This is a genomic window from Devosia sp. P1_H9 (assembly GCF_056405135.1).
The window spans coordinates 268449-292617 of sequence record NZ_JBFUCQ010000003.1; the positions used below are offsets into that span (position 1 = coordinate 268449).

Here is a 24169-nt window from a genome sequence, read left to right on the forward strand (position 1 = left end):
ACTCGCTCAGGCCCGCGCCGGCCTAGAACCCGCCGCTGACTCCCGCATTGAGCGACCATGTCCGCTGCGGTGAGAACAGCCCGCCCAGTTCGCCACCAACTTACCTTCAAGACCGGTCACGCTAACGACCACCGGCTGGCCCGGCTTCACCAGTGCACCAGTAGCAAGCGAACCGGATGCCTCGAACTCAATCGTGCCGAGGTCGACGACGCTGAACGCGACCGTCCCGATATTGACCGATTGACCCTTCTCGATGTTCCGGGCCGAGACGACCCCGTCCATCGGGGCGACGAGAGTGGCGTTGGCCAGGGAGAGTTCCGCGGCCTTCACCGCGTTCTCGAGGGCAACCAGATTGGCGCGCAACGCAGCCGCGGAAGACCGCGCCTCCTCGAGCGATTGCGGCGTACTCAGGCCCTGATCGGCGAGCCCCTCCGTGCGGCTCAGTTGCTGCTCCGACGAGACCAACTGCGCCTTGGTTGCCTCTGCGGTCGCCCGCTGCTGATCCACCTGTATCTGAAGGTTGCCCACATCAAGCTGCGCAAGCTTTTGGCCGGCCTTCACCGTCTCGCCAGGCTTGGCCGATACCTCGATGATCTGGCCAGCAACCTGCGCTGCGACATCCGCTGCGAAGCCGGCTTTAGGTTGCCGGTCACCTTCACGGTTTCACGCAAGTCGGCAGGCGTTATGGAGAGCGTCTCCGAACGCCTGATCTGCTTGACGATATCGGAGATCATCGCGGTATCGATGGCCTCCGGCGGCCGACTAAGTGCCGCGCCGATGACTCCGATCGCCACAGCTGCGACCAGGCCCAGGGCGATGAGAGATGTGGCTGGGCGTGACCTCGCGCCCTCAGACACATCCAGACAAACAATGCCAATCAGAAGTACAAGTCGCGGTGGCGCGGAGAGTAGGCACCGAGGGTTGGTGGGGAGAGAGCCGCCCCCCGGCGAGGAAGGCGGGGGCCGCTTCGGGCCAGAAGCGGTCGTTGAACTCCCAGGCCGACGCTGGCGGTCTGCGGACCTTGACCGATCGGCGGCCGCGAAATGCAAGTTCAGCCGAAGTCGTCCGTGTCGGATCGGTCAGCGGCCCAGAAGGCGCGTCTGGCCGATGCTGCCTAACAAAACCAAAAACGCCATAAACGCCACAGAGTTAGTAGCGGTTGAACGGCGCGGAGCTACGAAGCCCAGAGGTAATGGCTGCAAGCTGATCTAGGCGGCAGCAGCTGTCCGAAGTCTGCGATCGGTGCCCAAGTGGCTGGCATCCTCAATCACGAAGATATCGACGATACGGTCGAGCTCGCTGGCTTGCGCTTCGGTCTGCTCGATCGCGGCATTGGTCTGTTCAACTAGCGCGGCGTTATGTTGGGTCATTTCGTCCATCTGCCGTACCGCCGTCGTCACCTCCGAGATGGCACTCGCCTGCTCGCGGCCGGCCTTAGCGATCTCGTCAATCAGGGCGGCGTTGTCCCTCACCCCTTCGAGCATGGAGGCAAGCCGGTCCGCCGCTTCGCTGACCAGCCGAGACCCGCCGCTGACCTCGGTGGCCGACTGTTCGATTAGCGCCTTGACCTCCGAGGAAGCGCTGGCCGCCGACTGCGCTAGCCGGCGCACTTCCACTGCGACCACGGCAAATCCCTTGCCCGCATCGCCGGCACGCGCCGCCTCGACCGATGCGTTGAGCGCCAGCAGGTTGGTTTGGAACGCGATGTCGTCGATGAGCCCGATGATGTTGGAAATCTTGCCCGACGAAGAGGATATCCGCTCCATCGCCGCATTGGCGTGGCGCATTACATCGCCAGTCTTCTCAGCCGTCTGCGACACCTCTCGAGCTTTGGTGCGCGCCGAGTCTGCCCGCTGCGCGTTATCAGTGACGGTCTGGGCCAGTTGCTCCATGGCTGCAGAGGTCTCTTCGATCGCTGCTGCCTGCTTAGTGGTGCGTTCGGCTAGATCGTTGGCTCCCGACAGGATCTCGCCAGTCGCCGATTTCACCGCGCCGGAGGTGGTCCGCAGCTGGCCGATGATGTCGGTCAGCTTCTCGCCGACCGCGTTGGTGTCCATCTTGAGGCGGGCGAAGGCGCCCTTGTAGTCACCACGCACCCGGTGCGTGAGGTCGGTCTGGGCCAGCGCCGAAAGCACGCTGCCGGTCTCGGTGATGCCCCGATCGACGGTGGCGACAAGATTGTTGACCCCGGTCATGACGCCTCGAAGGTCGTCGTCGCGCAGGGTCAGCGCGATGCGTCGCGAGAATTCCCCGTCGGCGGCAGCATCCACTACGTCAGCAAGTCCGGCGACCAGCGCATTCATCGCCTCGGTGCGTTCCCGCGTCTGCCCGGCACGCAGCTGCTCTGCCAGGTCGAGTTCGCGCACCTTGATGCCGTTCTGCTTGAACACCTCGACCGCCGCCGCCATGGCACCGATCTCATCGCCCCGTTCCTTGCCCGGTACATCCGTCTCGAACTTGCTCTCGGCCAATTCTGCCATCGCCGCAGTCATGGCGACCAACGGCCTCGAAATGGCACGGGCGGTCAACAGAGAGGTGGTCGCGCCAAACACTACGCCCAGCGCCAGCATCACCCATTCGGTGATCAGCAGCGTAGTTGTCGCCGCCGAAGAGGCAGCCGCATCTGCCCGAAGCATGCCGGTCTGGTTGTCGACCATGCCGCCGGCCCGCGTGCCGTCGGCCTGCACCGGTCCGAGCAGGATGGTGAGCAACTGGTTGGCCCGGGGCGCCGCTTCCGCCACAAGCATGGTGATCGCTGGCTTGGTGTCGGCAGGATCGGTGATGGCTTCGACACCGGCTTGCGCTGCCTTGAACTCGTCGCGGATGGTTTTGAAGTTGGCCCAGGCGTCGATGTTCTCTTGGTTGGTCCAGCGCGCCGACAGCGCGTCCATCTCGACGCCTGCCCGGTCGATGTCGGCCCAGCTCACGGCGCGATCCGCCTTGAAGCTGTCCTTGCCGGTGAGGATGTAGCCGCGCAGCGCCGCCAGCGAACCCTGGAGGCTCGCGGTGAGGCGCTCCGCAGTCAGCGCCGTCGGCGTTCGCAAGGTGGCGATGCGGGCGCTGATGGTCTCGATATCGCTGACCTGCCACAGCGCGACGGAAACCGCCCCCACCAGCAGCAGCACGATAACTGCGAAACCGGCATAGAGGCGATGCGAGATCTTCAGGCTGCGGAAAAATAGGTGCACCGTTTACCCCCTGCGGTAAATGGCGACGGACGTGTTCGTCCCTCGGCCGGTGCTCGCACTCCCCGTGCAAGCTCCAGCCACTCAGTATTACCGCGTATGCAATAACTTAAGGTTAAGCATTTATTCGCGCATCGGCCAAAAGCCGCGGCCGACATTGCCAGTTTGCCTCGTCCGGCTCATGCGGCAGCGGCAGGAAATCGACGCCGTCGTCGATCAGTCCGCTTTGCGCCAAAAGCGGTCCCCCACGCCCCAACACTATTGGTGGTATCCGCAACTCGATGCGGGTCGGGGCTCGCCAGTCGACCAAATTTGCGGCACGGTTAGCGTTGATTGATTAGTCGGGCTGAAGCTGATGTCGCTAGGAAACGATGCCATCGAAGGTTCATGTCACTGTGGGGCGGTAAAAATCCGTGTCGCCTCGATGCCCACTGAACTTAACGACTGCCAGTGTGAACACTGCCAGAAGCGGGGGGCCCTTTGGGCGTACTACTCGCCCGATCAGGTCAATATCAGCGGACCGACATCGGTCTATGTTTGGAACAAGCGCCTTCTCGAATTTCACTTCTGCCCGACCTGCGGGATGACCACGCATTGGTGGCCCGTCGATGCCAAGAGTGTGCCATGGATGGGGCTTAACGCCCGCGTTCTCGGCCGGGATGTCTTCCAGCAAATTCAAGTGACCAAGGGCGCAAACGACTAGTGGAGCATGCAGCGCTACACTTCGTTGCAAGCCCCCACCCCAACCTCATCCGTGGGGCCTCATGGGTAAGCGTGCCTACCGTCGAACCGCCGAATGTTCAGGGTCGCGACGTCTACTCCCTCTGTTTGGGGCGAGCGTAAGAAGTCCCGCGATGTCCCAGACTTCACCCAGGTCCGACCAACGGCCGTCGGAGCTGAGTGTGAAAAGATGGTCCACATCATCGTGGCCAAGCGCCTGCTCAGATTACCAACCGCCCTGTTGAAGACATGGCCTTCTCCATTGGTTTCACGGACCCGGCCTACTCCTCAAGCTTCTTTCGCCTGCATGTCGGCCAGTCCCCCTCAAAATTGACGGACGACTGGGAGGACAAGGGCCGCAGCTGAGGCCGCGAGCCAACTTCTACAGACCTTTTGGCCGGTTGTGTCCCCGGGTGAGCCGCTTACTCGACCGACCGCGAGGAGCCTCCGGGGCGGTTCGTTTCGCACCCTTGTCGCCCATCATCCAGACGAAACCGCCTTGACATTTTCTGATCGCACTCATATTTGAGCGTCATCATCATTGACTTGACCCAGCTTTCGCCACTCATCGATCAGGGAGCAGACCATGAGCACGCACCACCCCTCCAACGACACCATCATTACCGAATACAAGAACGCCCCAGCGCGGACGATCACGGCAGGCGGAATAACCTACGCCTATCGGGAACTCGGCCCGAAAGGCGGGATTCCCGTCATCTTCTTCGTTCACCTGGCCGCTAATCTGGACAACTGGGATCCGCGCATCGTCGACCCGGTCGCCCGGGGCCACCACGTCATCACCTTCGACAATCGCGGCGTCGGCGGCTCCAGCGGCCAGGTCCGCGACAGCGTCGAGGCGATGGCCGATGACGCCTTCACCTTCATCAAGGCGCTCGGCTTCGAAAAGATCGACATCTTCGCGTTCTCGCTTGGCGGTTTCGTCGCCCAGGCGCTGGTGGTGAGGCACCCGGACCTCGTGCGCAAGCTGATCCTCACCGGCACCGGCCCGGCGGGCGGCAAGGACATCGACAAGGTCGCGGGCGTCACCTATCTCGACATCCTTCGCGCCACCCTGACAGGGTCCGATCCCAAGGAGTTCCTGTTTTTCAACCGGAACGCCAGCGGCAAGCCGGCAGCCCGGGCCTTCGTCAACCGGCTGAAGGAGCGTACGGCCAACCGCGATGTGCCGGTGACGATCAAGACGTTGCAGACCCAGCTCAAGGCGATCAAGAAGTGGGGACGCTCGGCTCCCCAGGACCTGTCGAAGATTACCCAGCCCACCCTGATCGCCAATGGCGACAATGACCGGATGGTGCCCTCGCCGCTCTCGGCCGATATGCACCGCCGGATCAAGGGCTCCGAACTGATCATCTATCCCGACTCCGGTCACGGCGGCATCTTCCAGTTCCACGAGAAGTTCGCCCCTGTCGCCGTCCAGTTCCTCGATCGCTGAAGGAAGTGAGATGGGCACGACATCGCCGACGTTCAGGAAGCGCTTCTCGTCATCGATCCTCTTGTGGATGCGCACCGACAAGCCCCGGGAAGCCGGAATGAACTACTGGAAGGGGCCGCATTCCAAGATCATCTCGGCCAGCCCAGGCCTCGATGAATACCGGCAGACTCACCTTGCCGAGACAAACTCCGGGCTGTGGCCGGCGACCCCCGGCGTCGAGACGACTATACCGGCCGGGCGCAAGATCGACGGCGTCGCCCAGGTCGCGTTCCAGTCGGTGTTCTCGGTGCTGGCCGGGCGCGAGCAGAACAAGCTGGCGTTCAAGGACGAGATCAACGTGTTCAGGCGCACGCTACTCTATCTGGGCCTGCCAAACTGGTCCCGCTGGTACGACGTGGCGCGACCCGGCGAGGGGGTCGGCACCCGGGTGCTCGTCTATCTCAGGCGACGGGATGGAGTGGGCGCCGGCGCGTTTCGCAAGTTCATCAACGATGATCTGGCCCCCGCCCTTGCTGGCACCGGTGTCTTGAAGGAACTGCGGACCGAGACCTTCCTGCCCTGGAGCAAGGGCCTGTGGAACACGCCCAATGTCGCGCACGACAATACGGCCGACCAGCGGTTCCACGCCTCGCTGATGCTCGGCTTTGCCGACGCGGCGGCACAGGCGGCATTCTTCGAGAGCCGGAAGATCGCAAGCCTCTCGGGCGAGCTGGCCCGGTACGCCTCGGCCGTCCACGCCTACGACGTGTCAGAGGCACTGACCTATGTGGAGGACGGCGCCATCCTTCCGCACTACCGGACGTAGCTCGGGAGTCATCGCGCCCATCACGCTAAGCGGGTGTCAGCCTCACCCATTTTTGTCCCCTCCGATGCCGGCAACCCTTCTCAAAAGAGAGAACCATGACCGAACAAAGCACCATCCACTACGAACGCACGTCGCCACAGGTAGCGAAGATCACCTTCGCGAATCCTCCCGTGAACCTCATTGTCGGCGAGTCGGTTATCCGTCTCACCGAGATCGTCGCCGAGTTGGCGGTCGACCGCGACATCCAGGTCGTCGTGTTTGACAGTGGCGTGCAGGACTTCTTCTACAATCACTTCGATCTCGCCGCTGCTGCGGATTTCCCCGCCCCCGAAGGCGAGGATGCGGTGCCAATATGGACTGACCTGGTCGTGAAGCTGTCCAAGGCTCCGTACATCACGATTGCCGCTATCCGCGGCCGCACCCGCGGCGGCGGCAATGAGCTCGCCCTTGCCCTCGACCTGCGGTACGCCAGCCGTGAACACGCGATCTTCGGGCAGCCCGAGGTTGGAGGCGGCCTGCTCCCCGGCGGCGGCGGCACCGAGCGGCTTCCGCGCACGATCGGCCGTGACCGGGCACTGGAGGCCATCCTGACAAGCGACGACTACGACGCTGACACGGCCGAGCGGTGGGGCTGGGTCACACGCGCCCTCCCGGACGGCGAGCTCGATGCCTTCGTGAATGCCATTGTGGCGCGTCTCGCATCCTTCGACCGCACATCGCTGGCGTCCGCGAAAGCGATGATCAACAGGGCGGTGTTGCCGCCGGACGCGGATCTTGTCAAAGCTTACGGCGAGTTTGCGCGCTCGCTCGCCTTGCCCGGCTTTCTCTCCCGTGCCGCAGGCTTTCAAGCGCTTGCAGCCAAGGCTGGCCTCGACGTCGAGTACCGGCTCGGCGAGTATCTGGGCATCGCCAACCAACGGCGCTAAAGGCCATGCAATGGCGGGGGAGCAGCGTTTGCTCCCTCTTGCTTTTCTTCCATAAGGACAACTGTCATGCCAAACGGCCCGCAGCCGGTCGGACGCCGCGAGCGAAACAAGCGCGATAAGCTGGAACGCATCATCGCTGCTGCCCGCGAACTCTTCGACACATACGGCGTCGATGCGGTCACTACCCAGCAGATCGCCGACAAGGCCGATATCGGCACCGGCACGCTCTTCCTCTATGCCAAGAGCAAGAGCGAGTTGCTTCTGCTGGTGCAGAACTCGAGCTATGTCGCCGCCCTCGAGGAAGGCAAGGCGGCCGCCGCGAACAAACCCCAGGTGCTCGATGCCGTGCTGGCGATCATCCGCCCGATTGTGGAATGCAACCGCGTGCATGTCGACAACGGGCGGAGCTACCTGCGAGAACTCGTCTTCGGCGACCCCGAAGAGCCGCATCACCGGGACGCGCTTGTTCTTACCCTTCAGACTGAACAGGAGGTGGCGGCGATCCTGCGTCGTGACGGGCGCATCAGTTCTGAGGACGCGGCCACGCTTGCACAAATCGTCTCGGCCGTCGTGTTCCTCAGCATGGCGGCAACGATCAATGCTGACCGGACCGTCGACGACATCATCGCTGAGATCGCCAACCGCTTGCGGGTCATACTGCCCCACTAGCTCGCGACGCTGCCTACCGACCGAGCACTATGGCAGCGCGGCTGCAATCGGGCCGGAGCAATGCACTTCCAACCTTCGCTCCGGGCCGGGGCGGAGACCATCCTCGCCCCGCTCTCACTCCACGATTTCAAGGAACTACCATGACTTTCAAAGCAGTCTTGGTCCGCAAGACGGATGCCGGGCAGACGACCGAACTGGCGCGAACCTGACGGATGCAGATCTGTCGGAAGGTGATGAACGGTCCTCTGCTTTCGATGGCCGTAGATTGCCTGCCGAACTACTGGAATGGAACGCATAGCTGGTCAACGAATGAACGGCAGCTATCCCGTTCTTCGATACCAAAAGCAGACAGACTGCTATCGGCCCCATTCGGGTCAGTTTTGACTAGGGCTTCAACGGCAGCCTCGGCCAAAAGCGACCGCCGGTCGCCATACGGATCAGGCGGACAATAGTTGACACAATTCAACCCGATCAGCCCGCCCCGTTCGGCTCCAAGTGTCCGCTTTGCGCCAAAAGCGGCCATGGATGTTGGTTCCGCGCCAAGGGGACGAGCTCGTAACCGATTCAAGGAGCCGGAGTCAGTTATTTGCACGAGTAGGCGCAGTGACTCGGAGGGCTTGAGCGCCCACCCAGGATCGCCGAAATCGTCGAACGAGCTACCGCGGTAGTTTTCACTGCAGAGCGACAACTGACGTTCGGCGTCTTCAGAAAAAGGCGGACTCTGGGACGGTTCTGGTCTATGCCGACCTCTTTGCCGGTCCACCGGCCTTTTGCAACTGGTCCATGAATGAAGCGCCAGCCCACGACGTCGAGCCTGTTACGCCGACTCAATCGTTCGGCAGTGGTGGATTTGATCCGCACCGAAGGAGTGGCATCACCTTCGAGCCTCGCTGAGCGACTGAACATCAGCATCCCGACGGTGATGCGGGTGATCGACGATCTGATTGCCGAGGATTTGGTGGCGTATGACGGGTTTGACGAGGCCAATGTGCGGGGCCGGCCGCGTGCGCGCATCAAGTTTCGCGGTGCGGCGCATGCGATCATCGGCATCGAGGCCGGCAAGGGCGAGTTTTACGGCGCCGTGGCCAATCTCGAAGGCGTCGTGCAGACAGAAATGCACGAGACGGCCGACGATGATGGCGAGCGCAATTTCGAGAAGCTGGTCGGCCTGATCCGCCGGTTGATGACGGCTCCCCGCCCACGCGGCCAAACCATTCGCGGCATCGGCATTGGCCTGCCCTCGATCGTCAGGCAGCCAGCGGGCGAAGTGGTGCTGACGCTCGGGCTCGGCTGGCGCGACATGCCATTGCGGGCGCGGCTCGGCGAACATTTTCAGATGCCCATCGTTGTCGAGAACGGGCGCAACCTCGCCGCCGTGGGCGAATGGGGATTCGGGGCCGGGCGTGGCGCCGACAGCGTCGTGAGCCTCTCGATCGGGCCCGGTGCCGGCGCGGGCGTCGTCATCGACGGCAAGCTCTATGGCGGGCACTCGCATGCGGCGGGCGAGCTCGGCTGGTATCTCGATGACCCCCTCCTCACCGGGCGGCCGTTCGAACATCTAGGCGACAAGCAATCGCTGCGCTTTTTCGGCATCCCTGAACAGGCGACCAAGATGCTCGAAGAGGCCAACACGCAGTATGCGGCGGGGAAGCTCACCCTGGCTGACGTCACCGACCGGCAGCCGGGCAAAATCGCGCCAGTCGTGACCGAACTGCTCGACTATACGACGATGGCGGTGGGCAGTGTTGCTGCCTTCATGAACCCCGAAATCATCGTACTGGCGGGCCGGGTCGTTGGCGGCGGTGATCTGGTGCTCGATGTGCTGCGGCATCGCCTCAAAGGCAATGTGTACGACCCGCCGCGCCTCGTGATAGGCGCGCTGGGGCACCGCGACATCGTGCTTGGAGCGGTGCGCCTAGTGCTCGATGCGACCACGCTCAACCCTGCCAACAGCCTCGCGATGGCCGACTGAAGATCAATCGTTCGCGATTGACACCGACTGAATCTCGGCATTAAGTTTCTAACTGAAAGAAAAAATGCGCCCTGCGTCGTGCAGGAGCGTATCTTTCGTGGGAGGACTTCAATGACGAAGATTTTCAATCCGCTCGGGCGGACGATGCAACGTCGTGACTTCTTGAAAGTTGCGGGTGCGAGCGTTGCGGTGGCCGCCCTGCCAGCGGCAGTTCGTGGTGCCGATCCCGTAAAGGTGGTGCTGTGGTCGTGGGTGCCGGATCTCCAGCTTCAGGTCGACATGTTCAACGCCGCGCATCCGGGCATCCAGGTCGAACTCGTCAATGCCGGCCAGGGCGACCCGGAGTATCAGGCGGTCCGTGCGGGCCTGCAGGGAGGCAGCGGCCTGCCCGACGTCGTCCAAATCGAATTCCAGCACCTCGAGAGCTTCCGCCAGTTGGACGCTTTCGCCGACATCGGCCAGTGGGCAAACCCGCACAAGGCGGAGTTCCCAGAAGGCACGTGGAGCCAGCTCGGCAAGGGCGATGTGGTCAACGCCATGCCGCAGGATACCGGTCCGATGGCGATGCTCTATCGCAAGGACGTCTTCGACAAGCATGGGATCACGCCGCCCACGACCTGGGCCGAGTTTGCCGATGCGGCCAAGAAGCTGCATGCGGCGGATCCCAATGTCTACCTGACGGACGCGCTGTTCAGCTCAGGCGACTGGGTCAATGCTCTGCTGTGGCCGATGGGCTGGAAGCCGGTCAGCCGCGATGGCGACAAGCTCGTGATCAACATCAACGACAAGATTTCTAAGGACTTCGCCGCCTATTGGCAGGACCTTATTTCCGCCGGTGTCATCGAGACCAAGCCGGGCTTCAACAATGAGTGGTACACCGGCCTCGACTCGGGCCGCTATGCCACCTGGCTCACTGCGGGCTGGGGTCCGGTGTTCCTGACCTCGTTCGCCAAGACCAGCGCGGGCCAGTGGCGTGCCGCCGATCTGCCGCAGTGGGACGCGAGCAAGTTCGCGACCGGCGCCTGGGGTGGCTCATCACTGGCCGTGCTGAAAGCGACCCAGCATCTGCCTGAGGCCGCCGAAGTCGCGATCTGGCTGTGCAGGGATACCGAAGCCACAAAGCTCTATACCACCAAGCAATTCTTCTTCCCCACCACCAACGCGCTGCTGTCGAGCCCGGAATGGGCGGGCAACAAGATGGATTTCTACGGCGGACAGGAAGTGAACAAGGTGTTCGCCAAGTCGTCGAATGCTGTGACGCCGTTTGAATGGAGCCCGTTCCAGAGCTTCTTGTACCAGTCGATGTCTGATGAATTCGGCGCCTCGCTCAGCGGTAACGGCACTCTGTCGGATGCGTTCGACCGTATCCAGGACGCCGTGGTCACCTACGCGAAGGAACAAGGCTTTACCGTAGCCTAAGTTCTCCCGGGCAACGGCCGGGCGCGCCTGATCGGCGCGCCCGATCTCTTCATCTTGCCGGACGGGGGACCATGGCAATGTCGAATAGGCCAGCCGCTACGACGCACCCAGCGCGATCCGGCGGTTTTACGTCACGAACGCTCGCGCCCTATCTCTTCTTGGCGCCATTCTTGCTGCTGTTCATCGCATTCATCGTCGCGCCACTTGTGTATGCGTTCTACATGAGCCTGTTCCGCGACACGCTTGTCGGTGGCCGACAGTTTGCCGCTACCGCGGCCTATATCAAGGTGGCGGGCGACGCGAAGTTCTGGGGCGGCGTCTGGAACCTCGTTATCTTCGGGATCGTCCAGGTGCCGATCATGCTGGGTCTCGCTCTGCTGTTCGCCATCGTGCTCGATCGTGGCCAGATCTATGCCAAGGGCGTCTTCCGGCTCGGCTTCTTCCTCCCCTACGCCGTGCCGAGCGTAATCGCGACGATCATCTGGGGTTATCTTTACGGCCCTACCTTCGGCCCGTTCACGCAGATGGCCAAGGCGTTCAACCTGCCACCGCCGGACTTCCTGTCGCCGGGCGCGATGATCTTCTCGTTGGCCAATATCGCGACGTGGGAATATGTCGGCTATAATATGGTGATCTATTACGCCGCGCTGAAGGCGATCCCGTCGGACCTCGCCGAGGCCTCGCGGATAGATGGCGCCTCGCCCTGGCAATTTGCGCGGCTGATCCAGCTGCCGCTGCTGTGGCCGGCGATCCTGCTCACCATCATCTTTTCGATCAACGGCACACTGCAGCTGTTCAATGAGCCATATTTGATGCGCGCGCTCGCCAGAAACACCATCAATTCGAGCTACACGCCGAACCTCTATGCCTATTCGCTGGCGACTCAGAACCAGCAGTATGGCTATGCAGCCGCCGTCTCGTTCGTGCTTGGCATCGTGATCGCCGGTGCCTCCTACATCTTCACCCTGATCACCAACCGCCGGCGGCCGGAGCAATGATGACTGCGACCACCGACATCGCCACTTTCGAAGCTGCCAGGCGCCTGCCCGGCGAACGGCAGCGCTCGCGGATCATGCTCACGCTGCTGTTGTCACTGTTCCTCGTCTACAGCCTCGCGCCGCTGCTCTATCTGGTCCTATCGGCAACCAAAACAAATGGCGACCTGTTCGCCACGTTCGGCTTCGGCTTCGGCACCGAGTTCAACCTCTGGCAGAATCTGGTCGATCTGTTCTCGCGCGACAATGGCATGTTCCTGCGTTGGATGGTCAACAGCGTGCTCTACTCGACCATTTCGGGGGCAGGTGCGGCGCTGCTGGCAACAGCGGCGGGCTACGCGTTCGCGAAGTTCAAGTTCCGCGGCCGAAATCTGACCTTTGGGCTCGTGCTGGGCGCGGTGTTTGTCCCGCAGACGGCCCTAGTGGTGCCGATCTTCCTGCTGCTGGCGCTTTCGGGTCTCAGCGACAATCCCCTGGGCGTGATCCTGCCCTCGATGATCTCGCCGATCGGTGTCTATCTGATGCGCGTCTATATCGAACAGGGCGTCGATGACGAACTGCTCGACGCCGCGCGTATCGATGGCGCCGGCGAGTTCATGATCTTCCGCGCCATCGTGCTGCGGCTGGTGGCGCCGGGCATGGTGACCGTAGCGCTGCTCTCGTTCGTCGGGACCTGGAACAACTACTTCCTGCCGCTGATCGTCCTGCGCTCGCAGGAGTATCAGCCGATCACGGTGGGCCTTGCGACCTGGTATCAACTCGCGCAGCAGGGCGGTGGCGGCGGACAGGTGCTGTTCTCGATCGTCATCACCGGCGCGCTGGTCAGCATCATCCCGGTCATCGTGGTGTTCCTGCTGCTGCAGCGGTTCTGGCAGGGCGGCCTCACCGCCGGCGCCATCAAATAGACTATCGCCTGGAGTTTTCCGACTATGACGACTGCCTCGAAATCCGCGCCGTTCTCTGTCTGGCGGCCGATCGCGACCGACACTTTCCTCGTCGGTGCCCCACATTACCCGGAGCATATCGATGAGAGCTATTGGCAGCGCGACGCCGACCGCATGGCAGCCGCGGGCTTCAACGCGGTGCGACTTGCGGAATTCGCCTGGCACATTCTAGAGCCGCATGAGGGGACGTTCGACTTCGATTTGTTCGACCGGGCCATCGATGTGCTAGGCAAAGCCGGCGTCAAGACCATCATGTGCACGCCGACGGCGACGCCCCCGCGGTGGCTGACGGCGCGTTATCCCGAAGTGTTGCGCGTCGATGCCAATGGCCGCGCCATGAGCCATGGCTCGCGCCAGCACGCCAATCTTGCGAGCGGAGTGTTCCGCGAGCATTCGAAGCGCATCACTAAGGCGATGGCCGAGCATTATCGCGGCAATTCGCACATCATCGGCTGGCAGACGGACAACGAGCTCAACACTTCCGGGTCGCTGTCCTACGGACCGGTAACGCTGCTCGAGTTCCAGGCCTTCCTTAAGGACAAGTACAAGACCATCGCCGCGCTCAACGATGCGTGGGGCGGGCATTTCTGGGCCACCGCCTACGACGATTTCGATCAGGTGGTGCTGCCCCTCGACTACGCCCCGGCCCCGGTCGGGCCGACCCATGTGGTCGACTATCACCGCTTCCTCGCCTTCGTCACGGCGCGGTTCCAGCACGATCAGGTGCTGATCCTGCGCGCCACCAATCCGGACTGGTTTGTTTTCCACAATCTGGGCCGCATCGACGACATCGACTTCCGTGGCGAGTTCTCGACCGATCTCGATTTCCTCGGCTTCGACATCTACCCGTATCTTGATGACGAGAAGCAGCGTGTCGGCGGCGTCGGCGAAGCGCAGGCGCTTCAACTCGATATCTGCCGCGGCTTCACCGGCAATTTCATTGTGCCCGAGCAGCAATCTGGCTTCGGCGCACAGCCGAACTTTTCGACGCTGACGCCCGAACCCGGCGAGATGCGACGCATGGCCTACACCTCGGTGGCGCGCGGCGCCGATGGCGTGATGTTCTTCCGCTGGCGGCCGGCACATTTCGGCGCCGAGATCTACTGGATGGGCATCATCGATCACGACGACATCCCGCGCCGCCGCTATGACGAGGCCAAGCAGTTTGCGGGTGAGGTCACGGCGCTCAAGGACAAGATCCTTGGCACGCATGTGCGCATGGATTTGGGCATCGCCGGATCAGATTTCGACAATCAGGAGATGCACCGCTCCTACCCCATCGGCCTGCCGAGCCCGCAGGACGATGCGACGCTTCTGCATCGCTATTGCTATCGCCGCAACATCGCCTGCGGCTTCATCCATCCTGAGGACGATCTATCGAAGCTCAAGGCACTCTATGTGCCGCATTGGCTGAAATGGACCGATGCGTGGACGGCGCGCATCGAGGCCTTCGCCAAGGCCGGTGGAACGGTGATCCTCAGCGGTCGCACCGGATCGCGCGACGTCAACAACCACGTCATCCGCGAGACCTCGCCGGGCAAGACGCTCTCTGCGCTGGCCGGTATCACGGTCGAGGAGTTCGGACGTTTGACGCCGGTCGGCGGCGATGGCCTGTTCGCGCATGGCGGCCGGTTCGGCGCCAACACGGTCCGCGAGAAGCTGCCGGCGACGTCGGCGAGCCGCCAATACGAGCTCAAGATCGGCAATGCACAGGTGAAGGCGGCGCATCTTTACGAGCTGCTTAATGTCGCCCCCGGCACCAGGGTAATCGGCCGCTGGGCGAACCGCTTCGCCGAGGGCGTGGCCGCAATGACCTCCCGCACGGTCGGCAAGGGCCAGGTGATCTACCTAGGCACGTACCTCAGCGATGCTCTGGTCGAGGTGCTGGCCGATCAAGTGCTGGCGCCCGCCGGTATCGTGCCGCTCATCGCCGACATGCCGGCCGGCGTCGAAGCGACCATCCGCGAGAGCAAGGACCGCCGCCTGCTTTTCATCCTCAATACGATGGGTGAGCTGGCAAGCATCGGTAATGTGCCTGCGGGCAAGAACTTGCTCGGCGACGGCAAAGTACGCGGCGGTAAGCTGTCGCTACCGGCCTATGGATGCAGCATCATCGAACTCGACTAGGATGCTTGGGCGCCACTGACCGAAGTAGGGCGACACGACGGAGTTGGATCGGAGTGCCTCGTACGGGACAGAGTTGCCCAGTTCTCGACGGCCGCTTTGGGCCACAAGCGGCCATTCCAGGTCGACTGTATCTGGCAGCGAGTTGTGTGCCGGGCTCCAATTTGCGCCGTTACCGTTCGGAAGCCGGTTGAGCGCGAGGCGAGCCGTTGGTGTAGCTTGCCCGGTCGATGCCGTGGCGTTGCAGCTTGTCGTAGAAGGTCTTGCGCGGGATGCCGAGGCTCTGGATTGTGGCCCGCACGTCGCCCTGATGGGCGGCCAGGGCCTGCCGGATCAGGTGGCCCTCGTGTTGTTCCATCTGTTCGGGAAGCGTTCGCAGCGCTCGTCCGGGGGCAGGCTCGGGCACGGCATCTTCCGCATCGAGGCCGAGCGCGATCCGATCGGCGAAGTGCGAGAGTTCGCGCACATTGCCGGGCCAGTCGTGATCGAGCAGGAACCCGCGGAGGAGCGGCGAGACCTGAGGGGCCTCGACCTTGAAGCGGGCCGCCGCGCGATTGAGGAAATGCGCGAAGAGCAGCGGGATGTCGTCGCGCCGGTCGCGCAGCGGCGGGATCGAGACGGTGACCACGTGCAGGCGGTAGTAGAGGTCCTCCCGGAAGCTGCCGCGCTGGGCCGGATCGCCGAGATCCACCTTGGCAGCGGCGACGACCCGCAGGTCCACGGGCCGGATCGCATTGGAGCCGAGCGGCGTCACCTCGCGCATCTCCAGCACCCGCAACAGCTTCACCTGCGCCGAAAGCGGCATGCTTTCGATCTCGTCGAGGAACAGCGTGCCGCCGGAGGAGTGTTCGATGAGCCCGATCCGCTTCTTCAGCGCTCCGGTGAAGGCGCCCGGCTCGTGCCCGAACAGCTCCGCCTCGATGACGGTGTCGGGCAAGGCGCCGCAATTGAGCGCCACGAAGTTGCCGGCGCTACGCCGGCTCCAGCGGTGGAGGAGGCTAGCAACCACCTCCTTGCCGCTGCCGGTTTCCCCGGCGACGAGCACATCGACATCGGCGGCCGCCACCTGCCGCAGTGTCTTGCGCAGTCGCTCCATGACCGGGGTCTGGCCGATCAGCGGCAGGCTGTCCGCAGCGCCCTCGAGGGCCGCTTGCAGGTTGCGGTTGTCGATGACCAGGTGGCGCTTCTCGATGGCGCGGCGGGCACTCTGTACCAGCCGATCGGCGGCATAGGGCTTGGCGATGAAGTCATAGGCCCCCTCTTGCACTGCATCGACGGCCATCTCGATATCGCCGTGGCCGGTGATCAGGATCACCGGCAGCTCGGGATCGCGTTCGCGCAGCATCCGGTAGAGCTGCAGCCCGTCGATCTGCGGCATGCGGATATCGCTGATGACGATGCCCTCAAAACTCTCGTCGACAACCTGCAGTGCCTCTGCGGCCGAGGCGAACTGGCGCACCTCGAACCCCGCCAGCTCGAGCGTCTGGGCGGCAGCAGCCCGAAAATCGCGGTCGTCATCGACCAGCGCGACCGTTCTCGATTGCACCCCAGTCATTCGGCCCGCCTCAGCGTGACAGTGAACGATGCGCCGCCGCCGGCCTTGTTGATCGCGGTCAACTTACCCCCGAACTCGGTTACGATGTCGTTTGAGATGACGAGGCCGAGCCCGAGGCCACGCGCCTTTCCCGTGGTGAACGGCACGAACAGCCGCGCCATGATCTCGGGCGGAATACCCGGCCCGTTGTCCTCGATGGTGATCCGCACCTCCTCGTCATCGGCCTCGCAGCGAATCCCGATCTCGCCCGACGGCCGACCGCTCACCGCCTCCAGCGCGTTCTGCACCAGGTTGACCAGCACCTGCTCGAGCCGAATGCGCTGCGCCAGTGCCTCGAGGCCCGCAGGCGGCATCTGTGTGACGAGGCTCACCCCCTGGGCCCGGATGCGGTGGCCGAGCAGCAGGAGCGTCCCCTCGATCGCCGCTGCGACGCCGGTCGGCTCGGCCGTGCCGGTGCCCTTGCGCGAGAACGCCCGCAATTCGTCGGTGATGGCGCCGATCCGTTCCGTCAGCCCGGTGATCGAGCCGAGATTGTCCTTCACCTGCGCAATGTCCTGCCGCTCGGCGAACACCTGGGCATTCTCGGCATAGGCGCGAATGGCGCCGACCGGCTGGTTGATCTCGTGCGCAACGCCCGCGGCAATCTGGCCGAGAGAGGCGAGCCGGTTGGCCTGCATCAGCTCCTCGCGAATAGTCCGCTCCCGGCCCTCGGCCTGCTGCCGCTCGTCCATCTCGGCCTTGAGCCGCTGGTTGGCCTGGCTGAGCTCCAGGGTACGCGCCGCGATCCGGCGCGCCAGCTCGCGCTGCACCGCCGCGTTGTTGGCGGCAAGCCGCGCCGCCGCCCCGCTGCGCCAGATGAGATAGGCGGCGAGTGCGAGCACGGGCACAACGATCAGCAGCGCCCAGGCCCGGGCGCCGGCCTCGCCCGCAGCAGCCGCTGCAGTAACCGGTACCAACTGGTGCAGCGTCCAATCCGTCGATGGTACCGGCGAAGCAATCTGCAGATACGGCTCCGGCCGCCCATTATCCGGCAGGGTGACCCGAACCGGCTGCAACGGCCCGTCCGTTTGCAACGGCTCGATCGGCAGCGGCAGCAGCGAGGCATTGCCGAACAGCAGGCTCTCCCTGATCTGCTGCGCCTCCGGGTCACCGATCGGCGTGTCCGTGCGGAACCGCCATTCAGGCACCCCGGTCACCAGGACGATGCCTCGAGCATCCGTCACATAGATCGGCTCGCCCGCGCTCGCCCACGCCGCCTCCACCGCATCGAACTCGACCTTCACCACCGCCACCCCGATCGGCCCCGTGGGTGTGTCGATGCGGCGGGCAATGTAGAGCCCCGGCCGGCGGCTGACCGTTCCCAGTGCGTAGTGCTCAGCGCTCCCCGCGGCCATCGCATCGCGGTAGTAAGGCCTGAACTGATAGGTGTTGCCCACGAAGCTGTCGGCGCTCCGCCAGTTGCTCGCCGCCAGCGTCAGCCCGTCTCTGTCGAGCACGTAGATGACGCTCGCCCGGGCCCCGGCGTTCAGCGCCTCTAGCTTCTGGTTGAGCGCCGTCAGCGCTGCCTCATCCTTCGATAGCACCGCCTGCACGACGTCGCCTGCGAGTGACACGACCAGCGGCATCGACCGCTGCTTGTCGAGTTCTGCCCGCAGCACGGTCGTATTGAGGCTGGCGGATGCAATAGCCCGCTGCCGCAGCGCCTCGAGGCTTTGCGTCCGGCCGAAATCGCCGGCCACCCACAGGGTGGCAAAGATGGTCGCCGCGGCGAGCGCCAGATAGATCAGCCACGCGCGCCGCCGAAGGGCGGGCGCCGGCAGCTCCAGCGTTTGAGCCGAGGCAGGTGCGGACATGATCCTGATTGTGCGTAATTTCGCACACGGCGCAAGCCGAACTGTGCGACCATCCGCACACACCGATCTCCGGGCTCCACGCTGATCCTGATTTCTCTTGCCCGTGCAATCGCTTAGCCGGCATCACCCTGGTTGGCACACCGGTTGCAATCTCCATCGGCACCACGGCACGCGCCGTGCACTGATCAGCGTGGAGGAGAGACCATGATCATCGAAGACACGGGGGCAGCAGCCCTGCCCCGCAAGCTACCCTTCTACCGGCACCTCTATTTCCAGGTGCTCGTCGCCATCGCCATCGGCATCGCACTCGGGCACTTCTATCCCGATATCGGCGCCAGCCTGAAACCGTTGGGCGATGCCTTCATCAAGCTGGTGAAGATGATCATCGCGCCGGTCATCTTCCTCACCGTCACAACCGGCATTGCCGGGATGAGCGACCTCAAGAAAGTGGGCAAGGTCGCCGGCAAGGCGATGCTCTACTTCCTCGTCTTCTCCACCCTGGCGCTGATCATCGGCCTCATCGTCGGCAACGTCGTCCAGCCCGGCGCCGGCTTCAACATCGATCCAGCCACGCTCGACGCCACCGCGGTGGCCGACTATGCCGAGAAGGCCCATGAGCAGACCATCGTCGGCTTCCTCCAGGGCATCATCCCGACCACCGTCGTCGGCGCCTTTGCGGATGGCAACATCCTCCAGGTCCTGTTCTTCTCGGTGCTGTTCGGCGTCGCGCTGGCGCTGGTCGGCAAGAAGGGCGAGCCGGTCCTCAACATCCTGCAGTCGCTCACCACGCCGATCTTCAAGCTGGTTGCGATCCTGATGAAGGCCGCCCCGATCGGTGCCTTCGGCGCGATGGCCTTCACCATCGGCAAATACGGCCTCGGCTCGGTCGCCAACCTTGCCATGCTGGTTGGCACCTTCTACCTGACGGCCTTCCTCTTCGTCGCCGTCATCCTCGGCGCCGTCGCCCGCTTCAACGGTTTCTCGATCCTCGCGCTCATCCGCTACATCAAGGAAGAGCTGCTGCTGGTGCTCGGGACCAGTTCCTCCGAGGCCGCGTTGCCGAGCCTGATGGAGAAGATGGAGAAGGCGGGCTGCAAGAAGTCCGTTGTCGGCCTCGTCATCCCGACCGGCTATTCGTTCAACCTCGACGGCACCAACATCTACATGACGCTGGCAGCGCTGTTCATCGCGCAGGCGACCAATATTGATCTGTCGCTGGGTGATCAGATCATCCTGCTGCTGGTCGCCATGCTGAGCTCGAAGGGTGCGGCGGGGATCACCGGGGCGGGCTTCATCACGCTTGCGGCCACGCTTTCGGTCGTCCCGGCTGTGCCGGTCGCCGGTATGGCACTGATCCTGGGGATCGATCGCTTCATGTCGGAATGCCGGGCGCTGACCAACCTGATCGGCAACGCCGTCGCCACCATCGTCGTCGCCCGCTGGGAGAACGAACTCGACAAGGAGCAACTCGCAGCAGCCCTGTCAGGCAGGCGTGAGCCCAACTACGCGACTGTGCCGAGTGCGGTGCCGGCGGAATAGCGCGCAACTGACATTCGAGGTCGCGGCTAGCCCGCGGCCTCTAAAATTCTGTCGCGCTCCGGCGACCGTCGGATACCGGGAGATCGGCGCGATATATTCGGCGTACTTCCGCTTTGGGGAGTAGTTCGTAACGTCCGCTTTGGGCCAGAAGCGGACATATCCCTAGCCCTTCCAGGGAGACGGGCACATCGGCCCGGGCGTTGCTACCGTTTCCTGGTAATGAAGCGCGCCCGTTCGAGGAGCTCATCAAATGTGATGATGTCGATGCCTCGCGGCTCCCGTCGAAACAGCTCGAACGTGTCCGTTGACCTATGCGTCGATGGCGAGCGAACTCGATAGTTCGCGGTAGGCATCGATCTGCTGCTGCAGGACGGCGATCTTCTGCTCGGCAGCCCCGACAGCATCGGCGCCCGCGAGGAAGCGACGGGGCAGCTCGTCCTGCGCGGCCAGCGTAATGAGCGCTCGCGCCAGCTTTGCAGGGTCACCTCCCTGCTTGCCATTGTGGGAGGTGTAGAACTGCTCGATCGTGGCCCGGCGCGTCGTGTAGTCAGCAATCGAAAGGGCCGCAAACTGCGTCGACTCCTGGGTGAGCAGTTCGGTCCGGAAGAAACCCGGATTGACGATCATCGTCTCGATGCCGAACGGCGCGACTTCGATCTGCAGGGACTCCATGAAGCCATCGAGGCCGAACTTGGAGGCGGCGTAGGCCGTGCCGAACTCGAAACCCCGGATGCCCGCAGTAGACGAAATCGCGATGATTTTGCCGGACTGCTGCTTCCGCATGGCCGGCAGGAAGGCGCGGGTAACGTTCATCGGACCGACAAGGCTGGTCGCCAGCTGAAGGTCCATCTGCTCGGGCGACAGCTCTTCAAAGTACCCCGCGAGGAAGTTCGCGGCATTGTTGACGAGCACATCGATGCGGCCGAACCGATCGATCGTCGCCTTCACGGCGGCTTCGGCATCGGCTGGCTTGGTCACATCGAGCTTGACGACCAAGAGGTTTGCCGCAGCGCCGACGGCCTTGGCGACCTTGTCGATGTTGCGGCCTGTGGCGACGACCTGGTGGCCGGCAGCCAGGGCTTCTTTCGCGATGTCGACACCCATGCCACGACCGGCACCTGTAATGAACCAAACGCTCATTTTCTAACTCCAGTTCTGATGCCGCCGATGTATGCCGGTGCCCGGCATCCGATTAGTGGCTGTTATCCGCATGGGCTAAGTGATCCCATGCATAAGTTGGTCACAGCCGAGGTAGCGGCACGGTCGGGATCACGCTCACGCTGTCGGGCCCGACCGCGCCGATTGGTCACTGCTGCGGCAGGCCTTCGGTGATGATCAGCGTTCCCTCCGCCGATGCGAGGCGGTACTGCCTGGCCGCAGTGTACTCGGGCGAATTGTAGAACGCCTGCGCGTCGGCGAGGCTCGGGAACTCGGCGATGGCGATAACCGAGTGCGGCTTGCCCTCGACGGCAGTCGAGTCGAGATTGAACACGATCACCTTGCCGCCGAACTTGGCCAGCAGCTCGGGGGTCGCGGCCGCCAGGTACTGCTGATAGCCCGCCTGATCGTGGACGTCATAGTTGGCGATCATGTAGCCGTGTGCCTGGGTGGGCGAGGCATCCTGGGCATGGGCGGCCGAGCCGAGGGCGACGGCAAGGGCGGCGACAGCGCCCATCACGAGGTTCTTCATTTTGGTCTCCTTCTGTCGAGCCGATTGGACCTGTTGCATGCTCGGAGGTTGCTCCGGCAGGGGTGGCGGTCTCGATGACGGGAAGGTAGTCCGGCCGGTAATCAGAGATAATCGTGCATTATTCTCTGAGGTCTAGTGATGCTGCGCATGAATAGGCGCCGGTGCCTACCTAGGCGTGGTGTTGGCGAAGCGCAGCGATCAGCGCGGCAAGCGCAGGCGGGCTTTGCCGCCGGCTTGGATGGTACAGGTAGTACCCAGGGAAGGACGGGCACCACTTGTCCAGGGTCCTTACCAGCCGGCCCGCCTTGAGATCGGCGGCGACGTCGTCCTCATAGACAAATGCAAGCCCCTGGCCCGCCAGCGCGGCCTCACGGATGAGGTCGACATTGTTGAACACCAGAGGACCGCTGACCCGGACCTGGAAGGGGCGGCCGTCCTCGACGAAATCCCACGCATAAAGCCCGCCGGACCGCATGAGGCGATAGGTGATGCAGCGATGCTGCGCCAGATCGCGCGGCGTATCGAGAGGTGGGCTGTTCTCGAAATAGGTGGGGGCAGCGACCACGGCCAAGCGGACGTCGGGCCCGATGCGCACTGCAACCATGTCCTTTTCGACGATATCGCCGAACCGGATCCCAGCGTCGATCCGCTCCGCCACGATGTCCATCAAGCGATCGTCGACGATCACCTCCAGCTGGATGTCGGGGTTCGCCTCCAGAAAGCTCGGCAGGGCGGGCATTAACACCGTCGAGGCCGCATGCTTGGTAGCCGTGATGCGCAACGAGCCCGAAACCTTCCCCCGCATCGCACCGACCGCGTCAACGGCGTGGGAGATCTCGCCGAGGGCCGGCGACAGCGACCGCAAGAGCCTTTCGCCCGCATCGGTGACCGAAACCGATCGGGTGGTTCGCGACAATAGCCGCACGCCCATGCGCTCTTCGAGCGACTTGATGGCGTGGCTCAACGCCGACTGAGACATCCCAAGCTCGGCCGCGGCGCGAGTGAAACTGGCCTTCTCTGCGACCACGGCGAAGGCCGCCAGATCGTACAGGTCGTCCCGTTTCATTGATGCACCCCGCACATAGGCTCAAGCAAATTGTATGCCCTAATCGCAAAGCGGGACAAGGGCTACTTGTTACCGGCAAGAGAGCCGCGACGGCGAAAGAGGCCAGCGAACAAGCTGGCGGCACCTCTGGAGTAACCCGTCGTGCGGCGCCTCACCAAACCGAGGACACCCCAACATGGGCAATCGAAGCACCAACAGCACTGCTCAGGACGACGACACCCTACGCGGCCGCCGGGAAATCCTGAAGGCCGGCGTGGCCCTCACCGCTCTCCCCATCTTGGTCGCCACTTCTGCAGGCGCTGACGCTGCAGAGCCTCAAACCGGAACGGATACGATCATGAACGACGCTGAAGCCAAGACCTTTATCGACAACATGGCGGAGATGATGTCCCACTCCAGCCGGTCCCCCATCCTCCGCCGGCCGGACGAATACGGCCTCGCTTATGAGGACGTCTTCTTTCCCTCTCTCGACGGCGTCCCCCTCGAGGGCTGGTTCATCCCGGCCGACTCCGACCGCCTCATCATCGCCAACCACCCGATGCCCTGCAATCGCTATGGCTTCCCGGGCCACCTGCCGCAGTGGGGCTATTTCGGTGGCTTCGAGGTGAACTTCCTGCCGCAGTACAAGGCGCTGCATGACGCCGGCTACAACGTCATCGCCTACGATCTGCGCAACCACGGCCGCAGCGGCACGGGTAGCGGCGGCATCAACGGCCACGGCTCCCTGGAATACCGGGACGTCATCGGTTCGCTGCGCTACGCCAAGTCCCGCCTCGACACCAAGGACATGAAGACGGCGCTGCTCAGCCGGTGCCTCGGCGCCAATTCGACCATCGTCGGCATGAAGCGGCACCCCAACGAGTTCTCGCACATCAAGTCGATGATCGCGGTGCAGCCGGTTTCGCCCAAGGTGTTCGTCGAGAAGGCGGTCGAGAACGAAGGAATCGCAGGCGGGCTCGAGATGTTCAGCGCGGCCTTCCACGACCTCACCGGCCAGAATCTCGACGAAACCTGGCCGATCGAGGACTCCAAGGCGGTGTCGGTGCCGACGCTGCTGACGCAGGTCCGCAACGACTTCCGGACCAAGCCTTCGAACGTGCAGCAGATCTTCGACCTCATCTCCGCAGAGGACAAGACGCTGTACTGGATCGAAGGCACCGACGAGCGCTTCCAGGGCTACAACCACTTCAACGAGCATCCCGAGATGATGCTGGAGTGGTTCGACCGTCACATGTGAGGTCGCACGACGCGACG

18 protein-coding genes and 1 pseudogene are annotated in these 24169 nt (G+C 63.5%); 12 read left to right on the top strand and 7 right to left on the bottom strand.

The window, feature by feature from the left end:
• Nucleotides 1-6: 6 nt before the first annotated feature.
• Nucleotides 7-621: pseudogene (locus tag AC1DYL_RS07380) on the bottom strand (efflux RND transporter periplasmic adaptor subunit); the annotation flags it as partial.
• Nucleotides 622-1208: 587 nt separating this feature from the next.
• Nucleotides 1209-3188 (bottom strand): methyl-accepting chemotaxis protein, encoded by a 1980-nt coding sequence (locus AC1DYL_RS07385; protein ID WP_477172629.1) that lies wholly within the window; start codon nucleotides 3186-3188, stop codon nucleotides 1209-1211.
• 352 nt (nucleotides 3189-3540) lie between these two features.
• On the opposite strand from AC1DYL_RS07385, the gene AC1DYL_RS07390 reads away from it, so the two are divergent.
• The 10 genes from AC1DYL_RS07390 (at nucleotide 3541) to AC1DYL_RS07435 (ending at nucleotide 15215) form a co-directional block, all read left to right on the top strand.
• Nucleotides 3541-3888 (top strand): GFA family protein, encoded by a 348-nt coding sequence (locus tag AC1DYL_RS07390; protein WP_477172630.1) that lies wholly within the window; start codon nucleotides 3541-3543, stop codon nucleotides 3886-3888.
• A 603-nt stretch (nucleotides 3889-4491) separates the two neighbouring features.
• Nucleotides 4492-5358 carry an alpha/beta fold hydrolase gene (locus tag AC1DYL_RS07395; RefSeq protein ID WP_477172631.1) on the top strand — a complete coding sequence of 289 codons (867 nt, stop codon included), beginning with the start codon at nucleotides 4492-4494 and terminating at the stop codon, nucleotides 5356-5358.
• Nucleotides 5359-5368: 10 nt separating this feature from the next.
• Nucleotides 5369-6163: a hypothetical protein gene (locus tag AC1DYL_RS07400; protein WP_477172632.1), complete on the top strand. Its 795-nt coding sequence runs from the start codon at nucleotides 5369-5371 to the stop codon at nucleotides 6161-6163.
• Between the two features lie 95 nt (nucleotides 6164-6258).
• On the top strand, nucleotides 6259-7089 hold the full coding sequence (locus tag AC1DYL_RS07405; RefSeq protein ID WP_477172633.1) for an enoyl-CoA hydratase/isomerase family protein: 831 nt from the start codon (nucleotides 6259-6261) through the stop codon (nucleotides 7087-7089).
• A gap of 66 nt (nucleotides 7090-7155) precedes the next feature.
• Entirely contained in the window at nucleotides 7156-7758 is a 603-nt protein-coding gene (locus AC1DYL_RS07410; RefSeq protein ID WP_477172634.1) for a TetR/AcrR family transcriptional regulator, read from the top strand.
• Between the two features lie 787 nt (nucleotides 7759-8545).
• Entirely contained in the window at nucleotides 8546-9730 is a 1185-nt protein-coding gene (locus AC1DYL_RS07415) for an ROK family protein (RefSeq protein ID WP_477172635.1), read from the top strand.
• A gap of 111 nt (nucleotides 9731-9841) precedes the next feature.
• Entirely contained in the window at nucleotides 9842-11149 is a 1308-nt protein-coding gene (locus tag AC1DYL_RS07420; protein WP_477172636.1) for an ABC transporter substrate-binding protein, read from the top strand.
• A gap of 170 nt (nucleotides 11150-11319) precedes the next feature.
• Complete coding sequence (locus AC1DYL_RS07425; RefSeq protein ID WP_477149082.1) at nucleotides 11320-12147, top strand: carbohydrate ABC transporter permease; 828 nt, start codon at nucleotides 11320-11322, stop codon at nucleotides 12145-12147.
• A complete protein-coding gene (locus tag AC1DYL_RS07430; RefSeq protein ID WP_477172637.1) occupies nucleotides 12147-13049 on the top strand; it encodes a carbohydrate ABC transporter permease in 903 nt (300 codons plus the stop codon). The genes AC1DYL_RS07425 and AC1DYL_RS07430 overlap by 1 nt, the downstream gene beginning before the upstream one ends.
• 24 nt (nucleotides 13050-13073) lie before the next feature.
• Nucleotides 13074-15215 (top strand): beta-galactosidase, encoded by a 2142-nt coding sequence (locus tag AC1DYL_RS07435; RefSeq protein WP_477172638.1) that lies wholly within the window; start codon nucleotides 13074-13076, stop codon nucleotides 15213-15215.
• A 169-nt stretch (nucleotides 15216-15384) separates the two neighbouring features.
• Here the strand turns inward: AC1DYL_RS07435 and AC1DYL_RS07440 are convergent, their stop codons facing one another.
• Complete coding sequence (locus AC1DYL_RS07440) at nucleotides 15385-16767, bottom strand: sigma-54-dependent transcriptional regulator (RefSeq protein ID WP_477156296.1); 1383 nt, start codon at nucleotides 16765-16767, stop codon at nucleotides 15385-15387.
• On the bottom strand, nucleotides 16764-18620 hold the full coding sequence (locus tag AC1DYL_RS07445) for a sensor histidine kinase (protein WP_477172639.1): 1857 nt from the start codon (nucleotides 18618-18620) through the stop codon (nucleotides 16764-16766). Before AC1DYL_RS07445 ends, AC1DYL_RS07440 begins: the two co-directional genes overlap by 4 nt.
• Before the next feature lie 204 nt (nucleotides 18621-18824).
• Between AC1DYL_RS07445 and AC1DYL_RS07450 the strand changes: the two genes are divergently transcribed.
• Nucleotides 18825-20159, top strand: coding sequence for a dicarboxylate/amino acid:cation symporter (locus tag AC1DYL_RS07450; RefSeq protein WP_477172640.1), 1335 nt, complete (start codon nucleotides 18825-18827; stop codon nucleotides 20157-20159).
• 309 nt (nucleotides 20160-20468) lie between these two features.
• Here AC1DYL_RS07450 and AC1DYL_RS07455 read toward each other — a convergent pair whose 3' ends face one another.
• The 3 genes from AC1DYL_RS07455 to AC1DYL_RS07465 form a co-directional block, all read right to left on the bottom strand.
• Complete coding sequence (locus AC1DYL_RS07455; RefSeq protein ID WP_477172641.1) at nucleotides 20469-21299, bottom strand: SDR family oxidoreductase; 831 nt, start codon at nucleotides 21297-21299, stop codon at nucleotides 20469-20471.
• Between the two features lie 166 nt (nucleotides 21300-21465).
• Nucleotides 21466-21849 carry a DUF1330 domain-containing protein gene (locus tag AC1DYL_RS07460; RefSeq protein WP_477172642.1) on the bottom strand — a complete coding sequence of 128 codons (384 nt, stop codon included), beginning with the start codon at nucleotides 21847-21849 and terminating at the stop codon, nucleotides 21466-21468.
• A gap of 169 nt (nucleotides 21850-22018) precedes the next feature.
• Nucleotides 22019-22915, bottom strand: coding sequence for a LysR family transcriptional regulator (locus AC1DYL_RS07465; protein WP_477172643.1), 897 nt, complete (start codon nucleotides 22913-22915; stop codon nucleotides 22019-22021).
• 337 nt (nucleotides 22916-23252) lie between these two features.
• On the opposite strand from AC1DYL_RS07465, the gene AC1DYL_RS07470 reads away from it, so the two are divergent.
• Nucleotides 23253-24152, top strand: coding sequence for an alpha/beta hydrolase family protein (locus tag AC1DYL_RS07470; protein WP_477172644.1), 900 nt, complete (start codon nucleotides 23253-23255; stop codon nucleotides 24150-24152).
• Nucleotides 24153-24169 lie beyond the last annotated feature (17 nt).

What these genes read in the sequence shown, in the direction of transcription:
- AC1DYL_RS07445 (WP_477172639.1), bottom strand. Translation starts at nt 18,620, where the DNA reads ATGTCCGCACCTGCCTCGGCTCAAACGCTGGAGCTGCCGGCGCCCGCC.
- AC1DYL_RS07460 (WP_477172642.1), bottom strand. Translation starts at nt 21,849, where the DNA reads ATGAAGAACCTCGTGATGGGCGCTGTCGCCGCCCTTGCCGTCGCCCTC.
- AC1DYL_RS07455 (WP_477172641.1), bottom strand. Translation starts at nt 21,299, where the DNA reads ATGAGCGTTTGGTTCATTACAGGTGCCGGTCGTGGCATGGGTGTCGAC.
- AC1DYL_RS07450 (WP_477172640.1), top strand. Translation starts at nt 18,825, where the DNA reads ATGATCATCGAAGACACGGGGGCAGCAGCCCTGCCCCGCAAGCTACCC.
- AC1DYL_RS07395 (WP_477172631.1), top strand. Translation starts at nt 4,492, where the DNA reads ATGAGCACGCACCACCCCTCCAACGACACCATCATTACCGAATACAAG.
- AC1DYL_RS07415 (WP_477172635.1), top strand. Translation starts at nt 8,546, where the DNA reads ATGAAGCGCCAGCCCACGACGTCGAGCCTGTTACGCCGACTCAATCGT.
- AC1DYL_RS07440 (WP_477156296.1), bottom strand. Translation starts at nt 16,767, where the DNA reads ATGACTGGGGTGCAATCGAGAACGGTCGCGCTGGTCGATGACGACCGC.
- AC1DYL_RS07400 (WP_477172632.1), top strand. Translation starts at nt 5,369, where the DNA reads ATGGGCACGACATCGCCGACGTTCAGGAAGCGCTTCTCGTCATCGATC.
- AC1DYL_RS07430 (WP_477172637.1), top strand. Translation starts at nt 12,147, where the DNA reads ATGACTGCGACCACCGACATCGCCACTTTCGAAGCTGCCAGGCGCCTG.
- AC1DYL_RS07410 (WP_477172634.1), top strand. Translation starts at nt 7,156, where the DNA reads ATGCCAAACGGCCCGCAGCCGGTCGGACGCCGCGAGCGAAACAAGCGC.
- AC1DYL_RS07435 (WP_477172638.1), top strand. Translation starts at nt 13,074, where the DNA reads ATGACGACTGCCTCGAAATCCGCGCCGTTCTCTGTCTGGCGGCCGATC.
- AC1DYL_RS07465 (WP_477172643.1), bottom strand. Translation starts at nt 22,915, where the DNA reads ATGAAACGGGACGACCTGTACGATCTGGCGGCCTTCGCCGTGGTCGCA.
- AC1DYL_RS07390 (WP_477172630.1), top strand. Translation starts at nt 3,541, where the DNA reads ATGTCGCTAGGAAACGATGCCATCGAAGGTTCATGTCACTGTGGGGCG.
- AC1DYL_RS07420 (WP_477172636.1), top strand. Translation starts at nt 9,842, where the DNA reads ATGACGAAGATTTTCAATCCGCTCGGGCGGACGATGCAACGTCGTGAC.
- AC1DYL_RS07405 (WP_477172633.1), top strand. Translation starts at nt 6,259, where the DNA reads ATGACCGAACAAAGCACCATCCACTACGAACGCACGTCGCCACAGGTA.
- AC1DYL_RS07470 (WP_477172644.1), top strand. Translation starts at nt 23,253, where the DNA reads ATGAACGACGCTGAAGCCAAGACCTTTATCGACAACATGGCGGAGATG.